The 14,958-nt window shown below is 41.3% G+C and carries 14 protein-coding genes; 9 read left to right on the top strand and 5 right to left on the bottom strand.

Going from position 1 to position 14,958, the window contains the following annotated elements; genetic code table 11:
• Positions 1 to 85: 85 nt before the first annotated feature.
• The 4 genes from RMZ41_RS22890 to RMZ41_RS22875 all read right to left on the bottom strand — a co-directional run bounded on the left by RMZ41_RS22890 (position 86) and on the right by RMZ41_RS22875 (position 2,990).
• Positions 86 to 838, bottom strand: coding sequence for a ZIP family zinc transporter (locus RMZ41_RS22890; RefSeq protein ID WP_322643882.1), 753 nt, complete (start codon positions 836 to 838; stop codon positions 86 to 88).
• A gap of 212 nt (positions 839 to 1,050) precedes the next feature.
• Complete coding sequence (locus tag RMZ41_RS22885) at positions 1,051 to 1,500, bottom strand: orange carotenoid protein N-terminal domain-containing protein (protein ID WP_322643883.1); 450 nt, start codon at positions 1,498 to 1,500, stop codon at positions 1,051 to 1,053.
• A 209-nt stretch (positions 1,501 to 1,709) separates the two neighbouring features.
• Complete coding sequence (locus RMZ41_RS22880) at positions 1,710 to 2,201, bottom strand: orange carotenoid protein N-terminal domain-containing protein (RefSeq protein ID WP_322643884.1); 492 nt, start codon at positions 2,199 to 2,201, stop codon at positions 1,710 to 1,712.
• Positions 2,202 to 2,591: 390 nt separating this feature from the next.
• A complete protein-coding gene (locus RMZ41_RS22875) occupies positions 2,592 to 2,990 on the bottom strand; it encodes a DUF6335 family protein (RefSeq protein WP_322643885.1) in 399 nt (132 codons plus the stop codon).
• Positions 2,991 to 3,500: 510 nt separating this feature from the next.
• Here RMZ41_RS22875 and RMZ41_RS22870 point away from each other — a divergent pair.
• The 7 genes from RMZ41_RS22870 (at position 3,501) to RMZ41_RS22840 (ending at position 10,733) form a co-directional block, all read left to right on the top strand.
• Positions 3,501 to 4,598: a DJ-1/PfpI/YhbO family deglycase/protease gene (locus RMZ41_RS22870; RefSeq protein WP_322643886.1), complete on the top strand. Its 1,098-nt coding sequence runs from the start codon at positions 3,501 to 3,503 to the stop codon at positions 4,596 to 4,598.
• A gap of 183 nt (positions 4,599 to 4,781) precedes the next feature.
• Positions 4,782 to 5,480, top strand: coding sequence for an SRPBCC family protein (locus tag RMZ41_RS22865; protein ID WP_322643887.1), 699 nt, complete (start codon positions 4,782 to 4,784; stop codon positions 5,478 to 5,480).
• A gap of 100 nt (positions 5,481 to 5,580) precedes the next feature.
• Positions 5,581 to 6,750 carry a zinc-dependent alcohol dehydrogenase gene (locus RMZ41_RS22860; RefSeq protein WP_322643888.1) on the top strand — a complete coding sequence of 390 codons (1,170 nt, stop codon included), beginning with the start codon at positions 5,581 to 5,583 and terminating at the stop codon, positions 6,748 to 6,750.
• 55 nt (positions 6,751 to 6,805) lie between these two features.
• Positions 6,806 to 7,192 carry a hypothetical protein gene (locus RMZ41_RS22855; RefSeq protein ID WP_322643889.1) on the top strand — a complete coding sequence of 129 codons (387 nt, stop codon included), beginning with the start codon at positions 6,806 to 6,808 and terminating at the stop codon, positions 7,190 to 7,192.
• 276 nt (positions 7,193 to 7,468) lie between these two features.
• A complete protein-coding gene (locus RMZ41_RS22850) occupies positions 7,469 to 8,638 on the top strand; it encodes a zinc-dependent alcohol dehydrogenase (protein WP_322643890.1) in 1,170 nt (389 codons plus the stop codon).
• 141 nt (positions 8,639 to 8,779) lie between these two features.
• Positions 8,780 to 9,121: a cupin domain-containing protein gene (locus RMZ41_RS22845; RefSeq protein ID WP_322643891.1), complete on the top strand. Its 342-nt coding sequence runs from the start codon at positions 8,780 to 8,782 to the stop codon at positions 9,119 to 9,121.
• A gap of 688 nt (positions 9,122 to 9,809) precedes the next feature.
• Positions 9,810 to 10,733, top strand: a complete 924-nt coding sequence (locus tag RMZ41_RS22840) for a manganese catalase family protein (RefSeq protein WP_322643892.1) — start codon at positions 9,810 to 9,812, stop codon at positions 10,731 to 10,733.
• A gap of 554 nt (positions 10,734 to 11,287) precedes the next feature.
• On the opposite strand, the gene RMZ41_RS22835 is transcribed toward RMZ41_RS22840, so the two are convergent.
• Positions 11,288 to 12,529 carry a methionine gamma-lyase family protein gene (locus RMZ41_RS22835; RefSeq protein WP_322643893.1) on the bottom strand — a complete coding sequence of 414 codons (1,242 nt, stop codon included), beginning with the start codon at positions 12,527 to 12,529 and terminating at the stop codon, positions 11,288 to 11,290.
• Positions 12,530 to 12,620: 91 nt separating this feature from the next.
• Between RMZ41_RS22835 and RMZ41_RS22830 the strand changes: the two genes are divergently transcribed.
• Positions 12,621 to 13,442 (top strand): acyl-CoA desaturase, encoded by an 822-nt coding sequence (locus tag RMZ41_RS22830; RefSeq protein ID WP_322643894.1) that lies wholly within the window; start codon positions 12,621 to 12,623, stop codon positions 13,440 to 13,442.
• A 381-nt stretch (positions 13,443 to 13,823) separates the two neighbouring features.
• Entirely contained in the window at positions 13,824 to 14,876 is a 1,053-nt protein-coding gene (locus RMZ41_RS22825; protein ID WP_322643895.1) for a fatty acid desaturase, read from the top strand.
• Positions 14,877 to 14,958: the final 82 nt, after the last annotated feature.

The raw sequence follows: 14,958 nt of genomic DNA, 5'->3' as shown, positions 1-14,958 counted from the left end.
TTCACATCTATGAAACGCTTACACTGTATTCATTTTTAATTTTTAATTTTCAATTTTTAATTCCGCCTTGCGGTACTTGTCTCTTCTAGAGTTTGCTAAGAACAAAAGAAGCAAGAAATCCAAGTACAGTTATCATTCCAGCAAAATCATGCGCTTGCTCGAAGGCTTCTGGAATCATGGTGTCTGTAAGCATTGCTAAAATAGCACCTGCGGCTACAGCGGTGGTTGCGGCGATGATTTCTGCTGAGAAGTGACTGAACAAAGCATAACCTAAAAGTGATGCTATACCGGAGATGATGGCGATTCCTCCCCACACACTGAAAATGTAAGCAGTTGAACGTCCTGCTTTTTTCATCCCAGCGGCGCTGGAAAGTCCTTCTGGAACATTAGAGAGAAAAACAGCCGCTACAGTAACCCAACTGACAACTCCTCCCTCAATCATGCTCACACCAATTACAATAGATTCGGGAATTCCATCGAGTAATGCGCCGATTGCGATCGCTAATCCACTTCCACCTTGATCTTCTTCAGATGGTTGCTGTTCGCCTGAACGCTTGCGATGTTTAGCACCCTGATAAGCTAGAAACCAGTTTGCTGCTGTGTAAATAGCTGCACCACCTACAAAACCAATAGCTGTTGAGTCAAAACCACCGCGTTTGTAAGCTTCATCCATCAGTTCAAACGATAGTGCTGAGATTAGCACACCTGCACCAAAAGCCATAACTGCCGCGATCGCTCGTTGAGGAATTTTGCCATAGTAACCCACTGCGGAACCTAACAGCAGTGCTGAACCGCCAACTAAACCCCAAAAACCCGCTTGTAACCAGAGCGGAAACATCAGATATCCTCACCCAGAGATCCAAGAAAAAAATACCATAAGAATTAACTTAAATATAAAGGTGAGGCTATGCCTCAATACGGCTCAGTTAAGGGCTATTGGTCAAAAATTTTGGTTTTCGAGACGCGATAAATCGCCCTCTCTACAAGTGTTTTGGTCTTATCTAAACTGTATTGGGCTATGCCTCACCTTTGATTCTTAACTCAAAACTGTTACAGCACGCGCTTGAAGAAAGTTACTAAATCTTCAATGTTTGGTGTGTGAAGTAAATCTACTACTTCTGTAGCTTTTTCAGAAGGTATATGATCATCTGGTACACCGATAATTGTAGTTCCCAAGTTTTGGGCTAATTGATACCAAAAACCTAATTTATCTTCAGCATTCATTGAAGCGTACTCTTCAGTAGGAATTGCTGTTTCTCCTACTTCATTTTGGTTTAGCAATTGACGCAAAGCAGGAACCTGTTCCTGTTGTGGTAAGTTTTGAATCTGTGCAACTAAATTGGCAGTCTGTTCATTTGGTGTATTATTCAGACAGAGCGACGGAATTTCATCACCAATTTCAGTATAAAGTAACGCTAGAACCGTCAAGCGATCGTCTGTATCCAAACTTTGGAATTTTGATACACTTTGTTCTAAAAAATTGACATTTGTAGAAGTCATAAGCACCTCAAAGTAATTAACTACTTAATTAACTAAAAATTGTTAAACGAAAATTATAATTCTGACTTGAATATTGAGTACAAAACAAAACTTGCTGATTTTCTTAAAAAAATAAATGCCTACAGAGTAAGAGTTTTAGCTTTTACTCTGTATTTATTTATCAAAGACTAAATAGATAACCTCAAGCAGCTTAAAAACTTCAAACAGTGCTAAATTTCAGCACCGGCTTTTGCTTCAGCACCCATTGGCGCAACATAATCACGGAAAAGAGTAATTTGTTGCTCAAACCCTAATCCTTGAATTCTACCAAATAATGCTTTGCATTCTGAGGGAAGTTCATAGTCAGCAGGTACTGGGATGATAGTACCACTATCCATACCTTGAGATAATCGATACCAGAATAGGAGTTTAGTGGTATCACCCAAAGAACCATATTCACGAGAAATTTGGGTATCCACTTTATTAATTAAGTCACGCTGAACTTGTAATTGTTGTTCGTGAGATAATTCCTTAACTTGATTAAACAAACCTTCCGCAATTTCTGGGGAAACAGTGCTAGCACCAGGAGCAGCTGGTGTAATTGAGCCACCCATTTCTTTGTAAATGAACCAAAACAAAGCCAGTTGTTGATCCACATCCAACTGTTGCCAAGCTTGAACATGTTCCCGAATAGTTGGATCGCCAGTTTGTGTATATGTCATTATTAACTCCAATTGGAATTTATGAGTGCTATTAATAACGTTATCAAATTTACATTTAACGTTTTACCCTACCGAAGATAGAGGTATTAAAATCAGAAAGAAGAACAATTATCAACAAAACATAAATCTGGCAGACTGTAGTCCTGCATTAGAGATATTAAAGTTAGATAAAAGTCAAATATCAAATACCAAAATTATGATTAACAAAAGATTTGGAAGAATTTAGCATTTAAAATTCTCCAAAATTGAGATATTCGTTATAAAGATATATTTCGTTAGATAGAGCCTAACTGATTGGGACAGTGATTATAAAAATAATAATAATTTGGCGACATTAATTTATTAATGCCGCCACCAAATTTGTGAAATTACAGTAGGAACAATCTGGTTTTATTCTCGCCGATCTTGATAATCTTCAGAAGACTTTGGATCTAACTCCCAGCGATCGCCATCACGATCCTCTAAAATATCATTGGTATGGAGAAACTCAGAGTCAGCCATTTCTAGCCCCACTGCTGCTTCTAGCTCTTCAGTTACATTTTTATCGGGAGTTGCAGTACTACCACCAACAGCTTCATCCCCCACTGCATCTGCATCTTGCCAATAAGCATCAACATCCCCACCAGTGAGTTCAGGACTAGTTTCTGTATACTCCTGTCTTTCTGCTTGCATTGAGCGTCCACCAATATTGTATCCTGGCAACTCTTTTACACCAGTACCGTAGGATTCGGTGATTTCCTGTGGCAAATCATTGGTTTCAATTTCGTCATTATGATTTTTTTCTGCCATGATACTAGCCTTTTTCTGCTTTATCACAATAACGTTTTCTTGTAACAAAGTTATCTTACTAAAGATGTATAGCTTTAGAAATAAAAGAATCTATCCCCTTAGTACGACGCTAAGGTAGCGATCGCACCATACTATGAGAAATATGAAATCATGGTCAAGCAACTTGTAGTTGAAGTTTTTAGTTATGAGTTAGAAGTTGTGAAACCGAAATTATTCAGTAGATAATTTCTTACTCATAGCTATTTTCATTAAAGAAAAAATCGTAAGAATTCAGGAGTCAGAATTCAGAATTCAGAATAGTTAAAGAATCATGAGAACATTTGATGACTAAATATACCAATCATTCTAGATTCCTGATAAATTCTAGCTCCTGACTCCTGGGTGCTGAATCCTTACAAAAAATCAAAACTTGAGTGAATCTATTCCAGTAAAAAATTAAGATTTTTCACTCTGCCAATTGATGAATATTGTAGTTATTTAAATACTAGAAATAAACAGGTAATAACGTCTATGACTGACCATAACAATCATTCCAGTAATAAAAAAGTTGCTATTCTCATTGAACAGGCAGTAGAGGATGCAGAATTTGCAGTTCCTTATAATGGATTAAAACAAGCCGGAATAGAGGTAGTAGTCCTTGGTTCCCGAATGAATGAAAAATATAAGGGAAAACGCGGCAAGCTTAGTATCCAAGCTGATGGTACTACTACAGAAGCGATCGCAGCCCAATTCGACGCAGTAATAATTCCCGGTGGTATGGCTCCCGATAAAATGCGGCGGAACACTAACACAGTACGTTTTGTTCAAGAAGCCATGCAACAAGGAAAATTAGTCGCTGCGGTATGCCACGGGCCACAAGTTTTAATTGACGGCGACTTACTCAAAGGTAAACAAGCCACTGGTTTTATCGCTATTGCCAAAGATATGATCAACGCTGGCGCAAATTATCTAGATGAACCAGTGGTAGTTGACGGGAATTTGATTACATCTCGTGAACCTGGAGACTTACCAATTTTCACCACAGCTATATTAAGCCGTTTGGGTTATGGTGGCAAAGATGCTGCATTACCAAATGAAAAAGACACAACTGCTGAATGGTGGAAGCTAGCTGATGCTTGGGGTGGCTCAACTAAAGGTGATATTAGCAGAGGTTTAAGTAATGCCCTTGCTGGTGAGCGCTATTCGTTAGAAGCATTTGAAAAGTACTTGGAAAAGGAATCAGATAGCGAAGTAAACTCAGTCTTTCAAGAAATAATTGCTAATAAACAACGCCACATCGGAAAATTAGAAACCTATATTCAGATATTGAATGAAAAACCCTCTTTAGGGGCAAATATTGCTAATCAGTATGCCAAAGTGAAAACTGCCTTAACAGGAAGTGATGACATATATCAGTTACGTTCTGCTTTAGGAGATATACAAACTGGTATCGGCGATATTGGTAATTTGGCTGCAATGTTCACTGACCCTGTAGCAACTGCTATTTTCAAACAAATTTACCACGATTTATTGAAATACGAACAGCGATTAGCAGAACTATATCGGGCACGGATAGGTGTTAACATTCAGGCTCCTAAACCGACTACAGGAGCAGCAGTTTCAATGTAATTCGTAATTCGTAATTCGTAATTCGTAATTACAAGATGTTCGTACTATCAGTGGGGGTTTGCGAAGTTTCTACTGTCACAGAACTGAACCTATTAGGGTAATTTCTGAATTGACTTTAGGTAAAAATCTTTTTTTTAGGTTATTGTTTGCACAATTCTTATTACTGTGATGGAGATATAAAAAGTGAGTTCAACATCAGGGGATAAACAAAATACTAATCAGACTGAAGCTGGTGAAGTAGAGCGTTGGGCATCTCTCATTGGTGGCGGTGCAATGGTGCTGATGGGTTTAAGACAAGGTTCATTGCGGGGAGCTTTGACGGCTTTAGCTGGGGGTGGTTTACTCTATCAAGGTGCAACTAAGCAAAGCACAATTCAGCAAGCACAAGAAGTAATAGGAATAAACCAACCCATCAAAGTTGAAAAGACGGTAACTATCAATAAATCGCCAGAAGAATTGTATCGTTTTTGGCACAACTTTGAGAATCTACCTACATTTATGAAGCATCTCAAATCTGTCAGAGTGGACAGCGAAAAACGTTCTCACTGGGTAGCAAATGCACCTTTGGGTAACAGCGTAGAATGGGATGCAGATATTTTGGAAGATCGGGAAAATGAATTTATTTCTTGGGCTTCTATAGAAGGTGCAGATGTTGATAATTCTGGTTTTGTTCGCTTTAAAAAAGCACCAGGCGATCGCGGCACGGAAGTTAAGGTTGTTTTGGAGTATAACCCACCCGGTGGAGCATTAGCAGCTACCGTAGCTAAACTTTTTGGTGAAGAACCAGAACAGCAAATTGGTGATGAATTACGCCGTTTCAAAATGCTAATGGAAGCAGGCGAAATTGCCACAACCGAAGGTCAACCTTCTGGACGCAGCTAGTTATTTGTTCTTTGTCCCTTGTCATTTGTCCTTTGCCTAAAACGAATGACCAATGACCAATGACCAATGACTAATGACCAATGACTAAGGACTAATAACTATGAAAGCAGTCTGCTGGAACGGTGCTAATGATGTGCGGGTACAGTCGGTACCAGATCCGACAATTCTCAACCCGCGTGATGCGATTATTAAAATTACTTCCACAGCAATTTGTGGTTCCGATCTACATATTTATGGCGGCTATATTCCCACAGTGCAACAGGGTGACATTATCGGTCACGAATTCATGGGGGAAGTCGTGGAAGTCGGTAAGGGAGTCAACAATTTAAAAATAGGCGATCGCGTTGTTGTTCCTTCCACAATTGGCTGTGGTAATTGCCATTATTGCCAAGGTGATATGTGGTCATTGTGCGATAATTCCAATCCCAAAGGTTGGATTCAAGAACAATTGTTTGGCAATATCACCTCAGCCATTTATGGCTACTCCCACATGTTAGGTGGTTATGCAGGGGCACAAGCAGAATATATCCGTGTACCTTTTGCTGATGTGGGTGTCGTTAAAGTTCCGCCAGATTTACCGGATGAGATGTTGTTATTCATCTCCGATGCTATTCCCACAGGTTATATGGGTGCAGAGTTATGCGATATCCAACCGGGTGATACTGTAGCCGTTTGGGGTTGCGGTGCTGTTGGACAATTTGCCATGATTAGCGCCTATATGATGGGAGCCGAAAAAGTGATCGCAATAGATCGCTTTCCTGAACGCCTGGAAATGGCGAAAAAGTTTGCCAAAGCAGAAGTGATTAACTACGAAGAAGTTAATGCTGGCGAAGCGTTGAAAGAGATGACTGGTGGACGTGGCCCCGATGCTTGCATTGATGCTGTGGGTTTAGAAGCACACGGTGTTGGTATTGAAGACTTCTACGACCAAACAAAACAAAAGCTCAAATTGGAAACCGACCGTCCCCACGTTCTGCGGGAAATGATGGTTGCCTGTCGTAAAGGCGGGACTCTTTCAATCATGGGTGTTTATGGTGGTTTTGTAGACAAAATACCATTTGGTGCAGCCTTTAATAAAGGTCTAACCTTTAGGATGGGACAAATGCATGGGCAAAAATATATGCATTTATTATTACAGATGGTTTTGGATGGAAAACTAGATCCATCCTTTGTTGTCACCCATCAATTGCCTCTAGAACAAGCACCCCACGCCTACAAAATCTTTCAACAAAAAAAGGATAACTGCATCAAAGTTGTTCTTAAACCCTGAATAGTCATTTAGGATTTTGAATTGTCCACCCAACATAATGTAATTGAGGTTTTTTATGAATCGAGTAATTTCTTGGCTGCGGAATATTCGCATTTCTCAAATCGTTGTAGTTTTTCTCGTAGGATTTATGTTTTTGTTAGGTCAAGCTTTTAGCGACATTAATGTAGCTCAAGCTGATGTTAAAACTCCAGAAGGCACTTACTATAAAGGAATACCAGAGGAACTAAATAGTCCCCAAGTAGAAAATACTGGTAATAAATTAAAAGGCGCTGCTGATACTATCCGCGAGAAACTAAACTTGGATGAAGAGACTCCTCGCTCTACAAAAGAGTTTCTGAAGTCTACAAAAAATAAAGTCGAAGAAACAGTTCAGCCATTGACTGAAACTAAAGAAGGTTATTACCGAACTCCTCCTAGCAAGCAACTCAGAGATAGAGTCTAGACTAGCGATCTGTCCCAAAAATTTTGAAGGGTTATAAAAGTTCGTAGTAAGGACTTTAGTCCTTGATTTGAGCGATAAATCGCTCACTACAAACCTAGCAAAACTAATGGGACAGACCATTAGTAGCAATTTTTGAGTCTAACTTTTTGACTGCTAGACTGAACAATCTCTGAAAATTTCCTGAGACGCGATAACTATTGCGTCTCAAAATCAGGCTAAATCGAGTGTTTATCTTGATATTAACGAGCCAAAAATTATAACTAAGGACTAAATATTATGAAAGCAGTTTGCTGGCATGGAGCAAACGATGTGCGGGTTGATACAGTTCCCGACCCCAAAATTATTAACCCACGCGATGCCATTGTTAAAATTACTTCCACGGCAATTTGTGGTTCAGATTTGCATATTTATGACGGCTACATTCCCACCATGCAAAAAGGCGATATCCTTGGTCATGAATTCATGGGAGAAGTGGTAGAACTTGGAAGTGCAGTTAAAAATGTGAAGGTAGGCGATCGCGTCGTTGTTCCTTTCACTATATCTTGCGGTAGCTGCTTTTTCTGCAATCGGGATTTATGGTCACTGTGCGACAACTCTAACCCCAATGCTTGGTTAGTAGAAAAGCAAATGGGACATTCACCAGCAGGTCTATTTGGCTACTCTCATTTATTTGGCGGTTACGCTGGCGGTCAAGCAGAGTATGCAAGAGTACCCTTTGCCGATGTCGGCTTGTTTAAAATTCCCGATGGTTTAACGGATGAGCAAGTGCTATTTCTAACAGATATTTTTCCCACTGGCTACATGGCAGCAGAAAATTGCAACATTAAACCCGGCGATATTGTTGCTGTTTGGGGTTGTGGCCCAGTTGGACAATTTGCCATCAGAAGCGCATATATGCTAGGTGCGGAACGGGTAATTGCCTTTGACCGCGTTCCCGAACGTCTGCAAATGGCTAAAGAATATGGCAAAGCAGAAGTTCTCAACTACGAAGAAGTGAATATAGGCGAAGCACTCAAAGAAATGACTGGTGGCCGTGGCCCCGATGCTTGTATTGATGCAGTGGGAATGGAAGCACACGGCACAGACTTTATGGCATTCTACGACCAAGTAAAGCAAGCAGTACGCCTCGAAACAGACCGTCCAACAGCATTACGGCAAGTAATAGTATCTGCTGCTAAAGGTGGTCACGTATCACTTGCGGGTGTGTACGGTGGCTTTTTAGATAAAATCCCGATGGGTGCAGCCATGAACAAGGGATTAACCTTCAAAATGGGACAAACGCATGTCCACAAGTATCTAAAACCCTTGCTAGAACACATCCAAAACGGTGACATCGATCCAACATTTATCATTACCCATACTTTACCTCTAGAACAAGCGCCCCACGGCTACGAAATTTTTAAGCACAAGAAAGATAACTGCATCAAAGTTGTACTCAAACCGTAGTAGGGAATGGGGGAGGGAGCAGGGGGCAGGGGGCAGGGTGCAGGAGGATGAGGAAAAATAATCAATGCCCAATTCCCAATTCCCAATTCCCAATTTTCAATGCCCAATGCCCAATGTTAAAAGTATAAAGAGGCAAAAAATATGTCTGATACAACCGTTATCAAAGTAGACTCTAGCCATTCGCCTAAAGGTCAACTTGGTCAGAAATATCTTGCATCTGGCAAAACTATTTCTATGCGCTTATGGGAGAATGAGCCACCAAACGAACCTAAAGAGCCAACAGCACGGGAATATGAAACTGTTGGTTATGTAGTCAATGGTCGTGCAGAATTGCATATTGAAGGGCAAACGATTTTACTAGAGCCAGGTAACTCTTGGGTAGTACCACAAGGAGCTAGCCACACCTATAAAATTTTAGAATCATTTACTGCTGTTGAAGCAACCAGTCCACCTGCTCAAGTTCACGGGCGAGACGAAAACTGATTTTGAGTTATAGCAAGGGACTGGGGACTGGGTGAAAAGTCTTTTTGTGTCTAAGCTTCATCACCTGTTGATGTCCTAACCACCTTGACTCCTGCTATATCTGAAAATTTTGCGTTAGCGTTCGCGCAGCGTCTCGTAGAGAAGCTCACCGTTGGCGAAGCCTCTCGTAGAGAAGGTATCGCTAAAAACTTATAGCTGCTTTCAAATGCATAGAATATAAAGCGTTCATAGGGGAACAACAGTGTTGTTCCCCTTTTTATTTTGACTCGCTATCTAGCCCACTAAAACGATACAGTCAACTAAGTAAGTCGGTGCGAATAAATCGAAATATGTTTAGTAATGTAAAATTATTATAATCGAGTTCGTAGTAAGGACTTTAGTCCTAAAATAAGGACTAAAGTCCTTACTACAAACCTTTAATTATTTACGCAGTTTTACTTACTGCCTTTTGGTTATACCTTTCTCGAAAGAAGCCACAGCTTTCTGAAATCCTTTCCTAGACAGAACTATAAATAAAAAAGCCCTAGTCGTAATACTTATTTAAAAGTATTTTTTTTATCAGACTAGAGGCTGATGAAGATAAAGCATTTGATTAGTTTCCTAGTAATAAGAGGCTACACAAAATCGCATAAAAGTTTGGCAACTGTTTGATTTTGTGTAAGCGACATCTATTAACAGAGGAATTCAAATGTTTTATCACAATAAGAAACTTCAGTATTTTAAGCCGCCAGAAAAACCAGATGCAGTTTACGCAATGAAAATTCAAGAACTCATCGGCGGTACTTTTGGTGAAATGACCGTGATGATGCAGTATTTGTTTCAGGGTTGGAACTGTCGAGGCCCTGCCAAGTACCGAGATATGCTGCTAGATGTTGGTACTGAAGAAATCGGTCACATTGAGATGCTGGCAACGATGATTGCCCATCTTCTAGATAAAGCGCCGCTCAAAATGCAAGAAGAAAGTGCAAAAGATGCGGTAGTAGGTGCTGTAATGGGCGGTAGTAGCCCACGAGATGTAATTATGGCGGCGGCAATGAACCCCCAACACGCTATTGTGTCTGGTTTGGGTGCAACACCATCTGATAGCGTCGGCTATCCTTGGAATGGTCGCTTTATTGTTTCCAGTGGCAACCTGTTGGCAGATTTCCGGTCTAATCTCCACGCCGAAAGTCAAGGACGTTTGCAGGCAGTACGACTGTATGAGATGACCGACGATCCAGGAGTGAAAGATACCTTGAGCTTTATGATCGCTCGTGATACCATGCATCAAAACTTATGGCTAGCAACCATTGAGGATTTGGAAAGCTCTGGATTGGAAACCACGCCAGTCCCCAGTTCCTTCCCGTTGGAATTGGAGAAACGCGAGTTTTCTTATCAGTTCTGGAATCACTCAGAAGGCACAGAAAGCTCTGAGGGTCGTTGGGCAAAAGGCCCCTCAATGGATGGCAAAGGCGAATTTGAGTATGTGGAAAATCCCCAACCACTAGGCCCAGAACCTCAACCTCCTGTGCCCGATCCCAGACTGCATGGTACTTCGAAAATGCCACAGGCACAAGGTAACGGTTCAAGCGCTCCTCCTTTGATTGACCGTATAACAAATATCGGTGGCTAATCATTGGTATAGAGTTGCATTCACATCTGCTCTAATAACGATTGATTCCCCCAATTGTCCTCTCAAAGGAGGGTTGGGGGAATTTTGATAAAGATGCATCAGCTAGGTAACACTCATTTGGTAGTTTGATAGATTAAGAACAATGCGATCGCCGAAATAACAAATGGGTACTCCGAAATAACAAATGGGTACTCCGAAATAACAAATGGGTACGCCGAAATAACAAATGGGTTCGCCGAAATAACAAATGGGTACGCCAAAATAACAAATGGGTACGCCGAAATAACAAATGGGTACGCCGAAATAACAAATGGGTACGCCGAAATAACGAATGGGTACGCCGAAATAACAAATGGGTACGCCAAAATAACAAATGAGTTCGCCGAAATAACAAATGGGTACTCCGAAATAACAAATGAGTACGCCAAAATAACAAATGAGTACGCCGAAATAACAAATGAGTACGCCGAAATAACAAATGGGTAGGCGTAGCCAGCCGTAGGCATCACCTTTCACTAATTTCTCAATAAACCTCATGCAGTGCGTAATATGTGCTATAATCCACTGCCAGCACTTCCAATCGCATTAATGGCAGCCTCTAGCGCGATCGCTACATGAGTCCAATGAGTACCCCCCTGGCAATAAACTACATAAGGTTCACGCAAAGGGCCATCAGCCGATAACTCCAAAGTACTCCCTTCAATAAATGTCCCACCAGCCATAACTACCTTGCTCTCATATCCCGGCATCTCATCTGGAACAGGATCTAAGTAAGAGCCGATGGGAGAATGCTGTTGTATAGCTTTACAGAAAGCAATTAGCTTTTCGGCAGAACCAAGTTTAATTGCCTGAATTACATCACCACGGGGAGCAAGGGGAGCCGGATTCACTGGATAACCGAGTTTATCAAATACATAACCAGTTAAATACGTCCCTTTCATTGCTTCACCGACCATTTGCGGCGCTAAAAATAAGCCTTGAAATAGCAGACGATTTTGGTCAAAAGTAGCACCGCCATAACTCCCAATACCGGGAGCAGTGAGGCGACAGGCGGATGCCTCTACTAAGTCGGCGCGACCGGCGACATAACCACCAGCGCTGACAATGGTTCCACCAGGATTTTTAATCAGCGATCCCGCCATTAAATCAGCACCTACAGATGTAGGTTCCTTTGTTTCAATAAATTCGCCGTAGCAGTTATCCACAAAGCAAACGGTGTTTGGGTTTTGCTGTTTGACTAAGTGGACGATTTTTTCAATATCAGCAATTGATAAACTAGGTCGCCAAGAATAGCCACAAGAGCGCTGAATTAACACTAAACGCGTGTTTTCAGTCACATTAGTACTTAAAGCTGCCCAATCTATAGTTCCTTCTGGGGTTAGCTCTAATTGGCGGTAATTTATGCCAAACTCGATAAGGGAACCTTGACCTTTGCCTCGTAAACCAATGACTTCTTCAAGCGTATCGTAGGGAGAACCGACCACTGCTAACATTTCATCTCCAGGACGGAGAACACCAAACAAAGCACAAGCGATCGCGTGAGTTCCCGAAACGAACTGCACCCGCACAGCCGCAGCTTCAGCACCCATGACTTCGGCAAAAACTTTATCTAAAGTTTCTCGTCCTAAATCATCGTGACCATAGCCACTTACACCTGCAAAGTGGTGTGCGCCCACACGGTGATTACGAAAAGCATCCAGCACTCGTTTTAGATTATGCTTGACCTGAGTGTCAATTCCAGAAAAAATTGCTAATAGTGCCTGTTCTGCTTGCCGCAGCTGTTCTAAGCTGTTCATTCAGTTCCTCGTCTCAAAAAAATTAAATTATAAATATGCGGATTTTAAAATCGCACTTACTAAGCTGGAAAATTCAAATTCAGGTTACTGCATGACAATTGCTACTTCAACCGAACCGAAAATTAACTGGGTTAATACCCTGTTTTTCATTGCACTGCATATCGGTGCTTTATTTGCCTTTGTTCCTGGCAACTTTAGCTGGACAGCCCTTGGTGTAGGTTTATTACTGTACTGGATAACTGGTGGTTTAGGCATTACTTTAGGATTTCACCGCCTTGTTACCCACCGTAGTTTTCAAACTCCCAAGTGGCTAGAGTATCTCCTGATTTTCTTCGGTACACTCTCCTGTGAAGGCGGCCCAATTGAGTGGATTGGGACACATCGCATCCATCATTTAAATTCTGATACACCTACCGATCCCCATGATTCTAATAGAGGTTTCTGGTGGAGTCACATGGGTTGGCTAATTCATTTTTGTCCCTCCCACGATGACGTTCCTCGCTTCACCAAAGACATTGCCGAAGACCCAGTTTATCAGTTTTTAGAAAAATATTTCATTCTGCTCCAGATTGCTCTAGGTGTATTACTTTTGTATCTGGGTGGCTGGCCTTTCGTGATCTGGGGAATTTTTGTTCGCATTATCTGGGTTTACCACTGTACTTGGTTGGTAAACAGCGCTACTCATAAGTTTGGCTATCGGAGCTATGATTCTGGGGATCAATCGACTAATTGCTGGTGGGTAGCCGTACTAGTTTTTGGTGAAGGCTGGCATAATAACCATCATGCTTTTCAATACTCGGCTCGTCATGGGCTGGAATGGTGGGAAATCGATTTAACCTGGATCACTATTCAATTGCTACAAGCGGTTGGTCTGGCTACTAATGTAAAGTTGGCCCCAACAAAAACTACTTAGCAGTAGAGACGCGATTAGTCGCCTCTCTACAGGAGTTTGGAGAGACACGATTAATCGCCTCTGTAGAGGAGTTAGGAGTTGGGAATTATGTTCAAAGTGAATCAGGCTTCGATTTTTTCAAACCCCGATCTAGGGTAGACACAGAAATCCTTATGCCATAAGAAGCGTTTTTAATTCACATCAGGCGTGAGTTAAGAATCTAAACTTCTACTCATCACTCCTAACTCCTAACTCATCACTCCTAACTTTTCAAAAATCTATTTACGGGTGCGCTTGTGTCGGTTAGATTGCTATAATCCAAAGCGCTAATATTAAGAATTTTTGCGGCAAGTTACTTTTTAGTGACTTGGTGGAGGAGTTTGTGTTGTTTTTCAGGTGTCCATGACTACATCAATAATTAACAGCCAGAAACTAAGTGATGAGCCAGGTAATTCCGACTTCCGGCTCAAAGATATTGTGAAAACCCTGCCACAGGAATGTTTTCAGCAAAACCGTCGTAAAGCTTGGACACAAGTAATACTCAGTGTCTTGGCAGTTGCCTTGGGTTATTACAGCTTAATTATTACTCCTTGGTTTCTTTTGCCCCTAGCTTGGATTTTTACGGGCACTGCTTTAACAGGTTTTTTTGTAATCGGTCATGATTGTGGTCACAGGTCTTTTGCCAAACGTCGTTGGGTAAATGATTTGGTGGGGCATTTCTTCATGATGCCGTTAATTTACCCCTTTCACAGTTGGCGCATTAAGCATAATTATCACCATACTCATACCAACAAGCTAGATGAGGATAATGCTTGGCATCCAATTAGACCAGAAGTTTTTGAAAGTTGGGATACAATTCGGCAGTCTGCTTTTGAACTGTTCATGCGTAAACGCCTTTGGTGGGTAGGTTCCATTGGCCATTGGGCAGTTGTGCATTTTGATTGGCGGAACTTCAAAACGAAAGACCAATCGAGTATCAAGCTTTCTGTGGCTGTAGTAGTTGTGTTTGCTGCGATCGCTTTCCCGATTCTCATCGCCACAACTGGTATCTGGGGATTTGTCAAGTTCTGGTTAGTACCCTGGATGATTTATCATTTTTGGATGAGTACTTTTACTATTGTTCACCATACTGCCGCAGATGTTCCTTTTGCGACAGCGAACAAGTGGAATGAAGCTCTAGCACAGTTAGCTGGCACTATCCATTGCGATTATCCACGCTGGGTAGAAATCCTGTGCCACGATATCAATGTTCATGTCCCTCATCATATTTCCACTGCTATTCCTTCATATAATTTGCGCCTAGCTTACAGCAGTATCAAAGAAAATTGGGGATCTTATCTCCATGATGAGTGTCAATTTTCTTGGCCTTTAATGAAACAAATTACGGGCGAGTGTCAACTGTATACAACTGACGTTGGTTATAAGACTTTTAACGAACATTATACAGGGCAATAAATAGCGCTGTGATTATACACTTACGCTCTTGAACCAACGAGAGCGTTTATCATGCTGTGTTTAAATACAATCTGGCAATTGT

The sequence above is a fragment of the Nostoc sp. DedVER02 genome, from assembly GCF_034530675.2.
In the GTDB taxonomy this organism is placed as follows: Bacteria; Cyanobacteriota; Cyanobacteriia; order Cyanobacteriales; family Nostocaceae; genus Nostoc.
Note: the sequence above shows the minus strand (reverse complement) of the source record. Positions and strands in the feature narration are given on the sequence as shown.

What these genes read in the sequence shown, in the direction of transcription:
- RMZ41_RS22890 (WP_322643882.1), bottom strand. Translation starts at nt 838, where the DNA reads ATGTTTCCGCTCTGGTTACAAGCGGGTTTTTGGGGTTTAGTTGGCGGT.
- RMZ41_RS22885 (WP_322643883.1), bottom strand. Translation starts at nt 1,500, where the DNA reads ATGACTTCTACAAATGTCAATTTTTTAGAACAAAGTGTATCAAAATTC.
- RMZ41_RS22880 (WP_322643884.1), bottom strand. Translation starts at nt 2,201, where the DNA reads ATGACATATACACAAACTGGCGATCCAACTATTCGGGAACATGTTCAA.
- RMZ41_RS22875 (WP_322643885.1), bottom strand. Translation starts at nt 2,990, where the DNA reads ATGGCAGAAAAAAATCATAATGACGAAATTGAAACCAATGATTTGCCA.
- RMZ41_RS22870 (WP_322643886.1), top strand. Translation starts at nt 3,501, where the DNA reads ATGACTGACCATAACAATCATTCCAGTAATAAAAAAGTTGCTATTCTC.
- RMZ41_RS22860 (WP_322643888.1), top strand. Translation starts at nt 5,581, where the DNA reads ATGAAAGCAGTCTGCTGGAACGGTGCTAATGATGTGCGGGTACAGTCG.
- RMZ41_RS22855 (WP_322643889.1), top strand. Translation starts at nt 6,806, where the DNA reads ATGAATCGAGTAATTTCTTGGCTGCGGAATATTCGCATTTCTCAAATC.
- RMZ41_RS22850 (WP_322643890.1), top strand. Translation starts at nt 7,469, where the DNA reads ATGAAAGCAGTTTGCTGGCATGGAGCAAACGATGTGCGGGTTGATACA.
- RMZ41_RS22845 (WP_322643891.1), top strand. Translation starts at nt 8,780, where the DNA reads ATGTCTGATACAACCGTTATCAAAGTAGACTCTAGCCATTCGCCTAAA.
- RMZ41_RS22840 (WP_322643892.1), top strand. Translation starts at nt 9,810, where the DNA reads ATGTTTTATCACAATAAGAAACTTCAGTATTTTAAGCCGCCAGAAAAA.
- RMZ41_RS22835 (WP_322643893.1), bottom strand. Translation starts at nt 12,529, where the DNA reads ATGAACAGCTTAGAACAGCTGCGGCAAGCAGAACAGGCACTATTAGCA.
- RMZ41_RS22830 (WP_322643894.1), top strand. Translation starts at nt 12,621, where the DNA reads ATGACAATTGCTACTTCAACCGAACCGAAAATTAACTGGGTTAATACC.
- RMZ41_RS22825 (WP_322643895.1), top strand. Translation starts at nt 13,824, where the DNA reads ATGACTACATCAATAATTAACAGCCAGAAACTAAGTGATGAGCCAGGT.